The following is an 11476-nucleotide window of genomic DNA, read 5'->3' on the forward strand; positions in this document are numbered from 1 at the left end:
CCGCCGGGCCTAGCGGTCCGAGAGGCGCGTCGGGCGCCGGGCCGCCAGGGTCCCGATCGCGAGACCCGCCACCGCGCCGGCCAGCGCCGCCCCCGCCTTGACGAGGAAGTCGTCGAACCGGCCGTGGCGCGTGCTGGTCAGGGTCTGCGCCGCCTCGAGACCTCCGGCCAGGAGGATGCTGCCGATCAGGATCTGGAGCCAGCGGCGCGGGTAGCCCACCATCATCAGCAGCCCGGCGAGCGCATAGGCCGCGATCCGCTCGATGCTCGGGTTAGCGGTCACCACCGGCCGGAGGCCGATCGGCACGAGGGTCACGACGGCGATGAAGGCCACCAGGAGCCAGGCCGCGATGCGCACAAGCCGCAGGTGTCGCGTGTCCAATTCGAGCATTGGCGGTTCGTAACCTCGCGCTGACGGCTTGAGGATACACGGTTTGCCGGCCGTTGCCTGCCGCGGAACGGCCGACGGGGATCGGATAGCCGGAACATGCGCCGTAAGCTGGCCGTCGCGACGCTGCTCGCGTTCACGCTGATCCCGGTCGCCGATGCGGCCAATCCGGTGCGGGACGTGTTGTGGGTCGCGCTGCAGGGCTGCGTCCTCGCCAAGAAAACCGCGGGTCGCAGCTTCCCGTGCCTGTCCGTCGATCTCGGCGACGGCGTACGGCCGGGGACGGCGGTGCTGCGCGCCCCGGGCGAGCCGACCCACACGGTCGTGATGCCCACCGACACCGTATCGGGGATCGAGGCTCCCGTGCTCCAGGGGTCCCGCGGCACCGCCTATTGGCGGGCTGCGCTCGACGCGCGGCACTTCGTCTCGGACGCCTTCCGGGGACGCCTGCCGGTCGCCGCGGTCGGCCTGGAGGTGAACTCGGTCGGCGGCCGCAGCCAGGACCAGCTCCACATCCACCTCGACTGCATGGATGGGGACGTCATGGCGGCCTTGAAGGCCCATGGCTCCGCCGTGGGGGAGACCTGGGCGCCGTTCCCCGTGGCCCTGGAGGGGCAGCGCTACCTCGCCCTGCGGGTGCCGGCGGATGCGGTGGAGCGCTTCAACCCGTTCGCGGCGCTCGCCCATGTGGCGGGCTGGCGGGGGCGGCTCCACGATGCGAGCTTCGCGGCGGTCGCGGCCGATCCGGCCGACCCCGGCGCCGGCATGATCGTCCTGGCCTACCGGATGCCGGAGGCGAGCGCCGAGGCGCTGATGGACCACACCTGCCGGGCCGCCCGCTCCGGCCGGGGCAGTTGAGCGCCGGCGCCGACCGCGCCGCACTGTTGCCGATCCGTTCTATCCACGGGGCTCGGCCATGGGGCATAGGACGGACATGCGCATACCGTTGCTCAAGCGCTGTCCGCGGGCCTCGATCCGGCGGGAGGACGCGCGCCGCGACACAGGTCTCGAAGGGCTTCCGGGGCGGACGCGCCCGGCGGCCCTCATCGGCCTGTGTGCAGCCCTCGTGCTGGCCCCCGTCCCCGCGGGCGCCGGCCCGGTGGCCGATCCGGACGACCCCCATGCCCTGGAACAGGCCTGGCACCGCTGCCTGCGCGAGGCCTCGGGGCATCAGCCCCCGGGGCAGAGCCGCGCCGGGGATGAACGCAACGCCCTGGACGAATGCAAGCCCCGGGAGGACGCGCTGGTGGCGGCGCTCATGTCCGGCCGCCGCGCCGAGGACGGCCGGACCGGGACGGTCTGGGCGCGGACCTGGGCCGCCTTCGTGGAACCGCTGACGGCCTGGATCGGCGGATTGCGGCGCTGAACGCCGGGCCTCGGCTCAGGAGGTCGACCGCGCGCCTGACCTCCGGGCCGGTCGAGCTGAACCGTGCCGTCGCTGAGTGGCGCTGTTTTGGCCCGGACGCCGCGGCACCGCACCGCGCGGGTGCGACCGAACCGGAGCGCGGGCCGATCGTTGGGCCCGCATGACAGAGCAAGCCCCCACATCGCCCCACAACCCATCGCCTCACGACCCGATCATCGAGGCCCGCCGCCGCGAGATGGCGACCGAACACCTGCTGTTCGGGACGATCCGCTTCCTCGCCCAGCGCCATCCGGAACTGCTGGATCAGCTCGACAGCAGCCTGGATCATCTCTGGGATCGGGGGGATGGCGAGGCGCGGGACGATGCGGCCGTGCGCAAGATCGCGAGCCGCATCATCAACAGCCTGCGGGCCGAGCGCTGAGCCGGCCCGGTCCGGCCTTACCGCTGGGGGGTGTCGTTCAGCCGGATGGTCGGGATCATCTCGACGGCCTTCTTGGTCACGCGGTCGAAGACCTCACCGGTCAGGCCGCGCTCCGTCGCCAGTTTCCGGATCCGCTCCGCGTGCTGTGAAAGTGTCAGGCCGAAATAGGTCTTCTCTGTCGCCTGATCGACAGCCTCGTTGGCCACGCGTCAACTCCTGTTCGTGGTGAATCGGGGATTGCTGATGTGGCCGATGCCGGGCGGCCGTTCAAGACAGGTCGCGCGATCGCTGCCTTGAAACGGCCGGGCCGGGGACCGGTCCCTAGCGCGCGCAGCCGATGCAGATGCCGCGGGTGATGGCATCGTTGCGCTCCTCGTTGGTGCTGCGCCGATCGATGCTGCCGGTCTCGTTCGGGCCGAGGGCGCGCGGGTTCGGCACGGTCTGGCCCGTCGCGGTGGTGTGCGGCGCCTTCGCGGTCGAGGTCGGGCCGCCGCCGGTGCCGGTCTCGCTCACCGGATCCGCGAAGGCCGGAACGGCGAGGGCGAAGGTCGCGGTCAGCGCGAGGATCAGCGGCGTACGCATGGGAAGCTCCTGAAACGACAGGTGTCTGTCTATAAATCGACGCTCCCGGCCGGCGGAAGTTCCCGCAGACGTCGCGCGGACCCCTGACGGCGCGCCGGTCGTGACCTATGACAATTCGTGGGTGACGCGAGGGGATGCAGGGATGGGCAACGGCGAGGGCATCCGCGCGCCGAACGCGAAGCTCGCAGAGGTCCAGCGTCTGGCGACGGCGCTCGCCGCCCGGGTGCGCTACGCGCAACTCGTCGGCCGGCCGGTCTACGACGCGCAGATCACCGCCCTGGTCAGCGCCGCGCGCCTCATGGACGCGGAGAACGCGCCGTGGCCGCCCATGGTCGAGGAGGTGTTGACCGAGCTCGCCAGGTCCCTCGAAGGCGCCGATCCGGCGCCGGAGGAGGCTGGGGGGCCTTGAAGGCGCGGCGCGGAGAGCCACCCTTGTCACCGTCAGCAGCGGGACGGGACAGGTACGCGATGGACCAGGATACGCCGGAGGCCGACCGGACCGCCCGCACGATCGCCGAGAACGTCTACGCGGCCTATTGGCAGCAGGCGCAAGGCACGACCCATCCGCAGACCGAGCAGACGCTGCTCGCCCGTCTGGTCGAGGCGATCCGGCCGGAGATCCCGGGCGGCTCGCCCGGCGCGATCATCGCGGCGGCCAACGCGGTCCTCGACGCCCTGGAGCAGCGCAGCCCCGGGATCCGGGGACCCCGGGTGAGCGCCCTCAACCGGGCGGACGGGACCGTCGCGGTGGGGCCGGCCGGCGGCTGACGGCACGGCCCCGTCCGGGCCTCAGGCCGGGATCTCCGCGATGGAGCGGGGCTCCCGGACAGGGTGCCCGCCCGCCTCGCGGCGCAGGCGCGCCATCTCGGGATAGGCCCTCAGCCGCGCCCGGTTGATCGAGCCGAGGGGCCGATGCGCCGCGAGGCTGTGGGAGACGCAGAACGACAGCGCCTCGTCGACATGGGCGCGCCGCTCCGGCGTGAAGGCGTCCTGCCGGGGGAACCGCAGCCGGGCGACCGTCTGATAGGGGCTCTCGTCCTCGCCCCACTCCGCGCTGGCATCTTCGACCGGCATCCGGTCGAGGTCGGTGCAGAGCTGGACGCGCAGATCGAAGGCCGCATCGTGCTCCCGCAGGTAGCCGACCGTGGCTTGGCGCAAGGCGTCCGGATCCCCGCCCGCATCCACCGTCGCGTCGGCGAGCGCACGCTGGGCCGGGCCGACCGGCACGACCGCGAGCTTGGCGATATAGGCGCCGAAGCGCAGCGGCGTCTGGGAGAAATAGGCCTCCGCCAGGGGATGCACCCGGGGGTGGCCGAAGAAGTCGAGCATCGCGCTTCCCGCTCCCACGGCGTCGAGCGCGGCATTCCCGACCCGCGCGGCGGCCGAGACCGCCGCCTTCACCCCGTCCGGGATCTGCGAACCGTGCTCCAGGGCGCGATGGTTCGCCAGGAACTGCTTGGCGGTGCCGGCCGCGAAGCGGTCGCCGCTGTCGAGCACGAAGTCCTGGGTCAGCTCACCGGCATGCTCCGGCAGCATCGCGCCGGGCACGCCGATCACCTTGAACGAGAAGCCGCGCTGGGTCGCGACCGCGTCGGAGGCGATCTCGCCGGGCACGTTGGCGAGCCGCGCCACCACGGGGTAGCGCGCCGGTTCCGCGAACAGCCCCTGCCGCAGCCAGGGCGGCAGGTTCGGCAGGACCTCCAGTTCCCCGACCGCGGCGCCGTGCATCTTGCCGTGCGAGGCCCGCACCGGCCGGCCGAAGATCTCCCGGTTGCGGGCATGCAGTCGCTTTTGCGAGGCGATGATCGCATCGATCGTCGCATCCTCGTCCGGCCCGATCGTCTCGACCGCGGCGCTGTAGCGCACATAGCGGAGTTCGGCCGGGCTCGGCGGGACGCGGCGCGGCCGGTTGCGGGCCTTCATCCAGATGGCGGTGTCGAGCAGGACCACCGGCGCCACCGCCAGGGCCGCCGCCAGGGTGCGGCCGCGCTGCGGATTGGCCGGCGTGGAGCGGGCCGCCAGCAGCGCGCCGTCGAGCAGGTCGCCCGCCACGCGCACGCCGAGATGCCGCTCCGGCTCGGCGGAGGCCAGGATGGCCACGCCCGAGGCGATCTCGCGCAAGCCGTAGAGCTGGATGAGGCTCTCGTGGCCCTCCAGCCCCGTCGCCTCCGCGACGCGTCGCGGCGCGAAGGTCTCGGCCAGGCCGAGCCCGATCCCGAACCAGGCCAGCCCGCGGGCCATCGTCCGATCGTTCATGAGACATCCTGTTCCGCAAGCCGGCTGTTCCACAAGCCGGGTCCATGGCTCGGGTTCACGAGCCCGAGGCCTAGAAGCCGGGGGTCCAAGCCATGACAGGCCAACGGGGCGGGCTCCGCCGTGTTCCGGACGGCGCGCGGCCCGGAACTTCGGCGTGGGAGGCCTGATTGGACAGACAGGGGCGGGTCGATGCCGGCCACGTCCTTCCGCCGCACATCCTCTCCGGACGCACGTTGGAAGGCCGGGCGCCCCATGATCCTGAGCCTGCAGCCCGTGCAGGTCGCGACGCAGAGCGACGATGCCGAGAGCCAACTCGTCTTCGCGGACGGGTTCCTCGTCGCGGTGCTGGTCCGCCTCTCGGAGCAGCACGGGGCGGATGCGGGCAAGTGGTTCCTGGAGGCGGGTTTCGGCCCGGTGGCTTCGATCTGCCCGCCGGTCTTCCCGGATCTCGCCGCCGCGCGCGTCTGGATCCTGCGGCAACTCGCGGACGACGCTTGAGCGGGTCGCGGTCCCGCGCCTCAACAGCCGTGCTTGCCTCCGGTTCGGTGAGGAGCGAGCGCCCCTAACCGAACCGGCCGAGCCAGCGCAGGGCGTGGCGCAGGCGCGCGGTGGCGTCCCCCGCGAACCACAATCCGTGCGCGAAGATGACCCGCTCCGGCTTCAGCGCGACGAGTTCCGCCGCCGCCCGGGCCGCCGCCCGCCGGCGCAGCTTGATCACGAGCCGCAGATAGGGCGGCGGCTGCCCATGGGGCGGCGTCATGCGCGCCAGACGCAGGAACGGCCGCAGCAGAGCCGGCATCTTCGCCGGTTCGAGATTGAGCACGAGGTCGGTCAGGATCAGCGTCCGGCTCGCCCGATGGAAGAAGCCGACCTCCCGGAACCCGAGGCCGCCCGGAACGACGGTCTGGCGCAGGTCCGCGGCCCAGTCCGGCGGTGCCGTGTCTGTCAGCACCCGGTCGATCCGCAGGCCGGAGCGGCGGACCTGCCCCCGCTGGCGCAGGTTCGGGGCCGCCCAGGTCAGCGCCTCGGGGCAATGGTCCTGCCACGCCTTGAGGTAGGTCCAGTGGGCGATGTTCGGCGCGACGAAATGGCGGATCGGCCCCAGAGCCGCGATCTCGCGGTGGAGGCCCGGGTCGTAGCGTGTCGGCGAGTGCAGCCACAGCGCGCCATCGCGGAGCCGGATGACGGTCATCCGGACGGGCAGGGGGATGCCGAGGGCGCGCAACGGCCCGCTGTCGACGATCCAGACGCCGTCGGCCACCGGCTTGAGCACGTCGAGCGGGGGATAGGTCGCCTCGGGCAAACGGGTACTCCGGCGGAACGCCGGCGGTCACGCGCGGCAGGGTCGGCCTAACGGGAACGCCGGGGGGCCTCCGGGTTTCCTGGGTCGATCGCCGCAGGGGTCGTGCCCCTTTACGCCCGCAGGCCAGCCGGCGTGACCGGGCGGGCCGGAAGGGCGCGCAGCAGCGCGATCACCAGACCGGAGATCGTCAGCAGGTCGCAGGTCAGGCCGAAGACCGAGCCGACCAGCAGGTTGTGACCGGCCCAGCAGAGGGAGGCGCCGAGGAAGAGCAGGCGCATGGGCTGGGGCGCCGCGTGAAGGCGCGCGCTCGTGGCCAGCAGCGTGCCGAGGGCCGCGCAGGCCGAGGGCCAGCCGGTCCAGGTGGCGGCCGTCAGGGCGGCCGCCGCGAGGGTGCTGCCGGCGAACAGCGGCGGCACCCAGCCGCTCCGGCCCGGCCGCCCGAGGCAGGTCAGCGCGACGAGGCTCTGCATCACCGAGATGGCGCACATGGCGGTGCCGGTGAGCGCCCCGAGCGTCAGGTAATGGATCCCGAAGGCGGCCGCGCAGGCTGCCGAGGCGAGGAGGATCCGGTCCCGCCGCGGCATGATGCCCGCCGTAAAGCCCAGGCACAGGCCCAGCGATCCGAACGGATCGAGATGGGCCGCAGCCGCGGCGTACCAGACCGACACGTAATCGACGGCGTTCATTGTCAGCGCTCAACCGGCGCGACGGCGCCGTTTCCGCCGGATCGGCTAGGTTTTCATGGTAAGCGGATCGTTAATCCCGTCGGGCGGCAGGGACACGACGGCGTGAGCGTGGCCATCATGTCCGCTATGCGGCCTCTCGCTCGTCCTCCGCCCGCTGCCGGCACAGGTTTGCGCTGCGCGGCTCCTGACGGAACGCGACGGAGTTCTCTCGGAAGGAGGAGGAGCGCGCGTCGGCGCAGCTGTCTGGAAATCGGCATCCTCGCGGGTCCGCCTGGGGTCTGCGGATCCGCCGAGGCCACGCTCCGGTATCGCATCATACAAACGTGAAAGTATTCGGAGAATTTCGGTCTCGATATCTCCGTATTAACATAGATCAACGGGCGATTGTGGCTTGCCTTCCGGGGAACAATGCCCGGAGCGACCGGTTCTCCGGGCATTCCAGGCCGGACGACACCGCGGCCGATTGGCCGGCGGTGTGTGCGGCCGTGTCCGACAACGGCGGCGTGACCTCATCCTCCATGCGACTTCCGACGAACGACGACCAGCATCCCGTTGCCGAACGCTTCAGGGACTTCATCCAGCATGCGCCGTTTCCCTGCGTGGGCGCCAAGTCGGCCCTGTCGCGGGGGCAGATGAAGGTTGTGGTCGCCCGCGACATCACGTCCGGCTGGGACGATACCCGCATCTATCCGGCGCTGCTGGCCTTCATCTGCCGCTACCGTGCGCAGCCGAGCCTGTTTCAGAGCTTCGCGGTCCTGTTCGAGGGCCCCCGAACCCTCTCCGAAGAGGCCTTCGAGGCGGCCCTGTGGGCGCGTGTCCAGTCGCTCTCCGACAAGGACCAGTGCCTCGGCCAGACCTGCGACCCGCGGGTCGCGTCGGATCCGGAGGATCCACACTTCTCGTTGAGTTTCGGCGGTGAGGCCTTCTTCGTGGTCGGGCTCCATCCGGGGGCGAGCCGCCGCGCCCGGCGCTTCGAGACGCCGGCTCTGGTGTTCAACCTGCACGACCAGTTCGAGCGCCTGCGCGCCGAGGGCCGCTACGAGCGCCTGCGCGCCGCCATCGTCGACCGCGACGTGGCGTGGACCGGCTCGATCAACCCGATGCTCGCCCAGCACGGCGAGCAATCCGCGGCCCGGCAGTTCAGCGGGCGCGCGGTGCCGGACGGCTGGACCTGCCCGTATCGGCGCGCGGCGGCGAGCGCACCCTGGGATGCACAGCAGGTGGCCGCGGATCTCGCGGACGGCGCCTTCGTGGCGCGCCAGATGGACAGCTGAGGACCGGCCGATGACGCGATCCGAACCGTTCCCGCAATCCGCGTTCCCGGAGGACGAAGCGGCCGTGCTGGCGCTCGCGCGCGCGGTGCGCGACACCGGCTACAGCTTCACCACGGTGACGCCGGCCAGCCACGCCCATGTCAACGCGCGGCCGCGCAACGCCGAGGCGAAGAACCTGCGCGACGTGTTCGGCTGGAGCCGGCCGTTCCGGGCCGGGCTGCTGCCCGAGCCGCTCCTGCGCCTGATGCGGGAGGCCGGCGCCGTCGTCGAGGACGGGCCGCTCCTGCGGCCGACGATCCGGTTCTCCAGCCTCGACGGCGACCTCTTCGCCCATTCCGCCTACCCGCCGAGTGCCGCCGACGCGGTGTTCTTCGGCCCCGACACGATGCGCTTCGCCCATGCGGTGATTGCCCATCTCGAAGGTCGGACGACGCCGGTGCGCCGGGCCGTCGATCTCGGCTGCGGGTCGGGCGCCGCCGGGATCTGCGTCGCCAAGCGGGCGCCGGGCGCCGAAATTGTGCTCGTCGACATCAACCCCGCCGCTATGCGGGCGGCCCGGATCAACGCCCGGCTCGCCGGGACCGAGGGCGTCGCGGTCCGTCGCAGCGACATGCTGCGCGACGTCGAGGGCCGGTTCGATCTCATCGTGTCGAACCCGCCGTTCATGATCGATACCGCTGCGCGGGCCTACCGGCATGGCGGCGGCCCGCTCGGAGCCGGCCTGTCGCTCGCCGTGGCCGAGCAGGCGGTCGAACGCCTCGCCCCGGGCGGCAGCCTCGTCCTGTTCACCGGCGCGGCCATCGTCGAGGGGGAGGATCCGTTCCGCGACGCCGTGGCCGAGCTCTGCACCCGCACGGGCCTCGACTGGACCTACCGCGAGTTCGATCCGGACGAGTACGGTGAGGAGCTGGCGACCGAGGCCTACGACGCGGTCGAGCGCCTCGCCCTCGTCGTCCTCACGGCGACGCGCCCGGTGAGGCAGCCGTGAGCGACGCGTTTCTCCGCGACGCCCTCGCGGGCCTGACCGCCGAGCCGAAGACGCTGCCCGGAAAATACCTCTGGGACGAGACCGGCTCGGACCTGTTCGACCGGATCTGCCACAGCGCCGATTACTACCCGACCGCGCAGGAGACGGCGCTCCTGCCGCGGGTCGCCGCCGAGGTGGCCCGGCAGGTCCGGCCGGGCGTGACCGTGGTCGAGTTCGGCAGCGGCGCGAGCCGCAAGATCCGCACCCTCCTCGACGCGCTGCCCGAGCCCGCCGCCTACGTCGCCATCGACATCTCGGGCGCCTATCTGGAGGCTGCGATCCGGCGGCTCGCGCCGGATTATCCGGGGATCGCCATGGTGCCGGTCTGCGCCGATTACGCGAAGCCGGTCGCGCTGCCGCTCCGGGCGGGGTCGGGCGGGACGCTGGGCTTCTATCCGGGCACGAGCATCGGCAATTTCGACCCCGGCGAGGCCGGCCTGTTTCTGGAGCGGGCGCGGGCGACGCTCGGGCCCAGCCTCTTCCTCGTGGGGGCCGACGGGACGACCGATCCCGAGCGCCTGCAACGCGCCTACGGCGCCGCCGACGGGCTGATGGCGGCGTTCCACGGCAACATCCTGACCCGGCTCAACCGCGAATGCGGGGCGGATTTCGATCCCGACAATTTCCGCCACGAGATCCGGCTGCTGCCGGACCCGTTCCGCGTCGAGGCGCATCTCGTGGCGGCGCGTCCCGCGACCTACCGGCTCGGGGGCCGGACGATCGCGTTCGCGGCCTCCGAGAGCATCCGGACGGACACGTCGCACAAGTACACGGCCGAGGCGTTTCAGGCGCTCGCCGAAGCGGCCGGCTGGCGGCCGCGCGCGCTCTGGCGGGCCGAGGACGGCAGCTTCAACCTGCACCTGCTGCAGGCCGGGGACTGATCTCGGGATTCAGGTGAACTGGATCGGCGCGTGCTTGCCGTCATGCGCGGAACCGGATTCGAGGCTCGACGCCTCGGCGGCGTTCCGCTGGTCGCGCGGCGGCGGCGGGTAATCCGTGAGCGGGCGCCAGGGCGCTGCCGGCGCTCCCAGGCGGAACCCGCCCGGCTTCAGGAACAGCCAGACCGCGACGGCCATCCACGGGACGACGAAGAAGACGAAGGCGGCGAGTCCCACGACAAGCCTCCAGGCAGGGGTGAGGATCCGGGAAAACGTCCGAGCCGCGCAGGCGGATCCCGGCTCCGGGACCGCCCTCAGAACCGCGCGACGAGGCCGACGCCGCCGATCATCAGGGCGCCGCCCAGGATGCGCCACAGGCCCGCCGGGTGGACCTTGAAGCCCACGAGGCCGAAATGGTCGAGCAGGATCGAGGTGATCACGCCCGCCGTCACGATCAGCCCGAGGAAGGTGGCCGCGCCGATCGCCTTCGAGATGTAGAGCTGCGCTGCCGTCAGGCCCGCGCTCATCAGCCCGCCGAGCCACGCCCACCAGGGCACCTGCGCGAGCCGGTCCAGCCCCGGCAGCCCGAACTGCCCCGTCACGAGCATGATCCCCGCGATCGTGGCGATGCTGACGACGAGGCTCACCACGCCTGCCAGGAGCGGACGCGCCAGGGATTTGGCGAGGCCCGCATTCTGGCCCGGTTCGACCGCGCTGGCGAGGCCCGCCAGCAGGGCGACGCCGTAGAGGAAGATCATGATCGCATCCTGCTTGGGGGGACGTGTGGACCGGGCGGCGCGGTCCGTCAGAAGACCGCCACGAGGGCGACGCCCGCGATCATCAGCACGCCGCCGAGGATGCGCCAGCGGCTCGCCGCGTGCGTCTCGAAGCCGATGAGGCCGTAATGGTCGAGGGCGATCGAGCCGACCACGCCCGCCGTGATCACGCAGCCCAGGAACGGCGCGGCGCCGACCTGCTCGGACACGTAGAGCTGCGCCAGGACGACCGCCGCCCCGAGGATGCCGCCGGGCCACGCCCACCAGGGGACGGGGGTGGCCTCTTCGGCGGCCGCCCGGTTCCGCCGCCAGACGACCGCCATGGCGGCGAGGAAGCAGAGGATCGACAGGACGAAGCAGAAGATGCCCGCCAGCATCGGCTGACCCGTGACCTTGGCCAGGGTCGCGTTCTGGCCGGGCTCGACGGCGTTGGCGATGCCGGCCAGCAGGGCGAGGCCGTAGAGGGACCACTTCGACAAGGCGGGGATTCCGGGCGGAGGAGGGGCCGGCGCGCAGGCCG

The 11476-nt window shown here is 72.2% G+C and carries 18 protein-coding genes; 9 read left to right on the forward strand and 9 right to left on the reverse strand.

What is annotated here, in order from left to right:
• Positions 1 to 9 precede the first annotated feature (9 nt).
• On the reverse strand, positions 10 to 390 hold the full coding sequence (locus tag FVE89_RS00870) for a hypothetical protein (protein WP_160532370.1): 381 nt from the start codon (positions 388 to 390) through the stop codon (positions 10 to 12).
• A 96-nt stretch (positions 391 to 486) separates the two neighbouring features.
• On the opposite strand from FVE89_RS00870, the gene FVE89_RS00875 reads away from it, so the two are divergent.
• The 3 genes from FVE89_RS00875 to FVE89_RS00885 all read left to right on the forward strand — a co-directional run bounded on the left by FVE89_RS00875 (position 487) and on the right by FVE89_RS00885 (position 2174).
• Positions 487 to 1245, forward strand: a complete 759-nt coding sequence (locus tag FVE89_RS00875; RefSeq protein WP_160532371.1) for a CDP-diacylglycerol diphosphatase — start codon at positions 487 to 489, stop codon at positions 1243 to 1245.
• Positions 1246 to 1321: 76 nt separating this feature from the next.
• Positions 1322 to 1753, forward strand: a complete 432-nt coding sequence (locus FVE89_RS00880; protein ID WP_246730435.1) for a hypothetical protein — start codon at positions 1322 to 1324, stop codon at positions 1751 to 1753.
• A 160-nt stretch (positions 1754 to 1913) separates the two neighbouring features.
• Positions 1914 to 2174 (forward strand): hypothetical protein, encoded by a 261-nt coding sequence (locus FVE89_RS00885; RefSeq protein ID WP_246730436.1) that lies wholly within the window; start codon positions 1914 to 1916, stop codon positions 2172 to 2174.
• A 17-nt stretch (positions 2175 to 2191) separates the two neighbouring features.
• On the opposite strand, the gene FVE89_RS00890 is transcribed toward FVE89_RS00885, so the two are convergent.
• Both FVE89_RS00890 and FVE89_RS00895 read right to left on the reverse strand, forming a co-directional pair.
• Positions 2192 to 2380 (reverse strand): hypothetical protein, encoded by a 189-nt coding sequence (locus FVE89_RS00890; protein WP_160532372.1) that lies wholly within the window; start codon positions 2378 to 2380, stop codon positions 2192 to 2194.
• A gap of 115 nt (positions 2381 to 2495) precedes the next feature.
• Complete coding sequence (locus FVE89_RS00895; protein WP_160532373.1) at positions 2496 to 2756, reverse strand: hypothetical protein; 261 nt, start codon at positions 2754 to 2756, stop codon at positions 2496 to 2498.
• Positions 2757 to 2898: 142 nt separating this feature from the next.
• Between FVE89_RS00895 and FVE89_RS00900 the strand changes: the two genes are divergently transcribed.
• Both FVE89_RS00900 and FVE89_RS00905 read left to right on the forward strand, forming a co-directional pair.
• Positions 2899 to 3165, forward strand: a complete 267-nt coding sequence (locus FVE89_RS00900) for a hypothetical protein (protein WP_160532374.1) — start codon at positions 2899 to 2901, stop codon at positions 3163 to 3165.
• 59 nt (positions 3166 to 3224) lie between these two features.
• Positions 3225 to 3524, forward strand: coding sequence for a hypothetical protein (locus FVE89_RS00905; protein WP_160532375.1), 300 nt, complete (start codon positions 3225 to 3227; stop codon positions 3522 to 3524).
• A 21-nt stretch (positions 3525 to 3545) separates the two neighbouring features.
• Here FVE89_RS00905 and FVE89_RS00910 read toward each other — a convergent pair whose 3' ends face one another.
• Entirely contained in the window at positions 3546 to 5012 is a 1467-nt protein-coding gene (locus FVE89_RS00910) for a catalase family protein (RefSeq protein ID WP_246730437.1), read from the reverse strand.
• Positions 5013 to 5264: 252 nt separating this feature from the next.
• Here FVE89_RS00910 and FVE89_RS00915 point away from each other — a divergent pair, with 252 nt between their 5' ends.
• Positions 5265 to 5510, forward strand: a complete 246-nt coding sequence (locus tag FVE89_RS00915; protein ID WP_160532376.1) for a hypothetical protein — start codon at positions 5265 to 5267, stop codon at positions 5508 to 5510.
• Positions 5511 to 5574: 64 nt separating this feature from the next.
• On the opposite strand, the gene FVE89_RS00920 is transcribed toward FVE89_RS00915, so the two are convergent.
• Entirely contained in the window at positions 5575 to 6315 is a 741-nt protein-coding gene (locus FVE89_RS00920; protein ID WP_160532377.1) for a DUF4336 domain-containing protein, read from the reverse strand.
• A gap of 110 nt (positions 6316 to 6425) precedes the next feature.
• Positions 6426 to 7001, reverse strand: a complete 576-nt coding sequence (locus FVE89_RS00925) for a YgjV family protein (protein WP_160532378.1) — start codon at positions 6999 to 7001, stop codon at positions 6426 to 6428.
• A gap of 518 nt (positions 7002 to 7519) precedes the next feature.
• Between FVE89_RS00925 and gntA the strand changes: the two genes are divergently transcribed.
• From gntA to egtD, 3 genes are read left to right on the forward strand one after another with little or no spacing between them, the layout of a single operon-like run.
• The gene (gene gntA / locus FVE89_RS00930) at positions 7520 to 8275 is read left to right on the forward strand and encodes a guanitoxin biosynthesis heme-dependent pre-guanitoxin N-hydroxylase GntA (RefSeq protein ID WP_160532379.1); all 756 of its coding nucleotides are present in this window, start codon (positions 7520 to 7522) and stop codon (positions 8273 to 8275) included.
• A 10-nt stretch (positions 8276 to 8285) separates the two neighbouring features.
• Complete coding sequence (locus FVE89_RS00935; protein WP_160532380.1) at positions 8286 to 9263, forward strand: class I SAM-dependent methyltransferase; 978 nt, start codon at positions 8286 to 8288, stop codon at positions 9261 to 9263.
• A complete protein-coding gene (gene egtD / locus FVE89_RS00940; RefSeq protein ID WP_160532381.1) occupies positions 9260 to 10183 on the forward strand; it encodes an L-histidine N(alpha)-methyltransferase in 924 nt (307 codons plus the stop codon). The genes FVE89_RS00935 and egtD overlap by 4 nt, the downstream gene beginning before the upstream one ends.
• 9 nt (positions 10184 to 10192) lie before the next feature.
• Here the strand turns inward: egtD and FVE89_RS00945 are convergent, their stop codons facing one another.
• The 3 genes from FVE89_RS00945 to FVE89_RS00955 all read right to left on the reverse strand — a co-directional run bounded on the left by FVE89_RS00945 (position 10193) and on the right by FVE89_RS00955 (position 11435).
• Positions 10193 to 10417, reverse strand: coding sequence for a hypothetical protein (locus FVE89_RS00945; RefSeq protein ID WP_160532382.1), 225 nt, complete (start codon positions 10415 to 10417; stop codon positions 10193 to 10195).
• Positions 10418 to 10494: 77 nt separating this feature from the next.
• Positions 10495 to 10938 (reverse strand): DMT family transporter, encoded by a 444-nt coding sequence (locus FVE89_RS00950; RefSeq protein ID WP_160532383.1) that lies wholly within the window; start codon positions 10936 to 10938, stop codon positions 10495 to 10497.
• A gap of 47 nt (positions 10939 to 10985) precedes the next feature.
• A complete protein-coding gene (locus FVE89_RS00955) occupies positions 10986 to 11435 on the reverse strand; it encodes a DMT family transporter (RefSeq protein ID WP_160532384.1) in 450 nt (149 codons plus the stop codon).
• Positions 11436 to 11476: the final 41 nt, after the last annotated feature.

This window comes from Methylobacterium sp. 2A, from assembly GCF_009806555.1.
Lineage (GTDB): Bacteria > Pseudomonadota > Alphaproteobacteria > Rhizobiales > Beijerinckiaceae > Methylobacterium.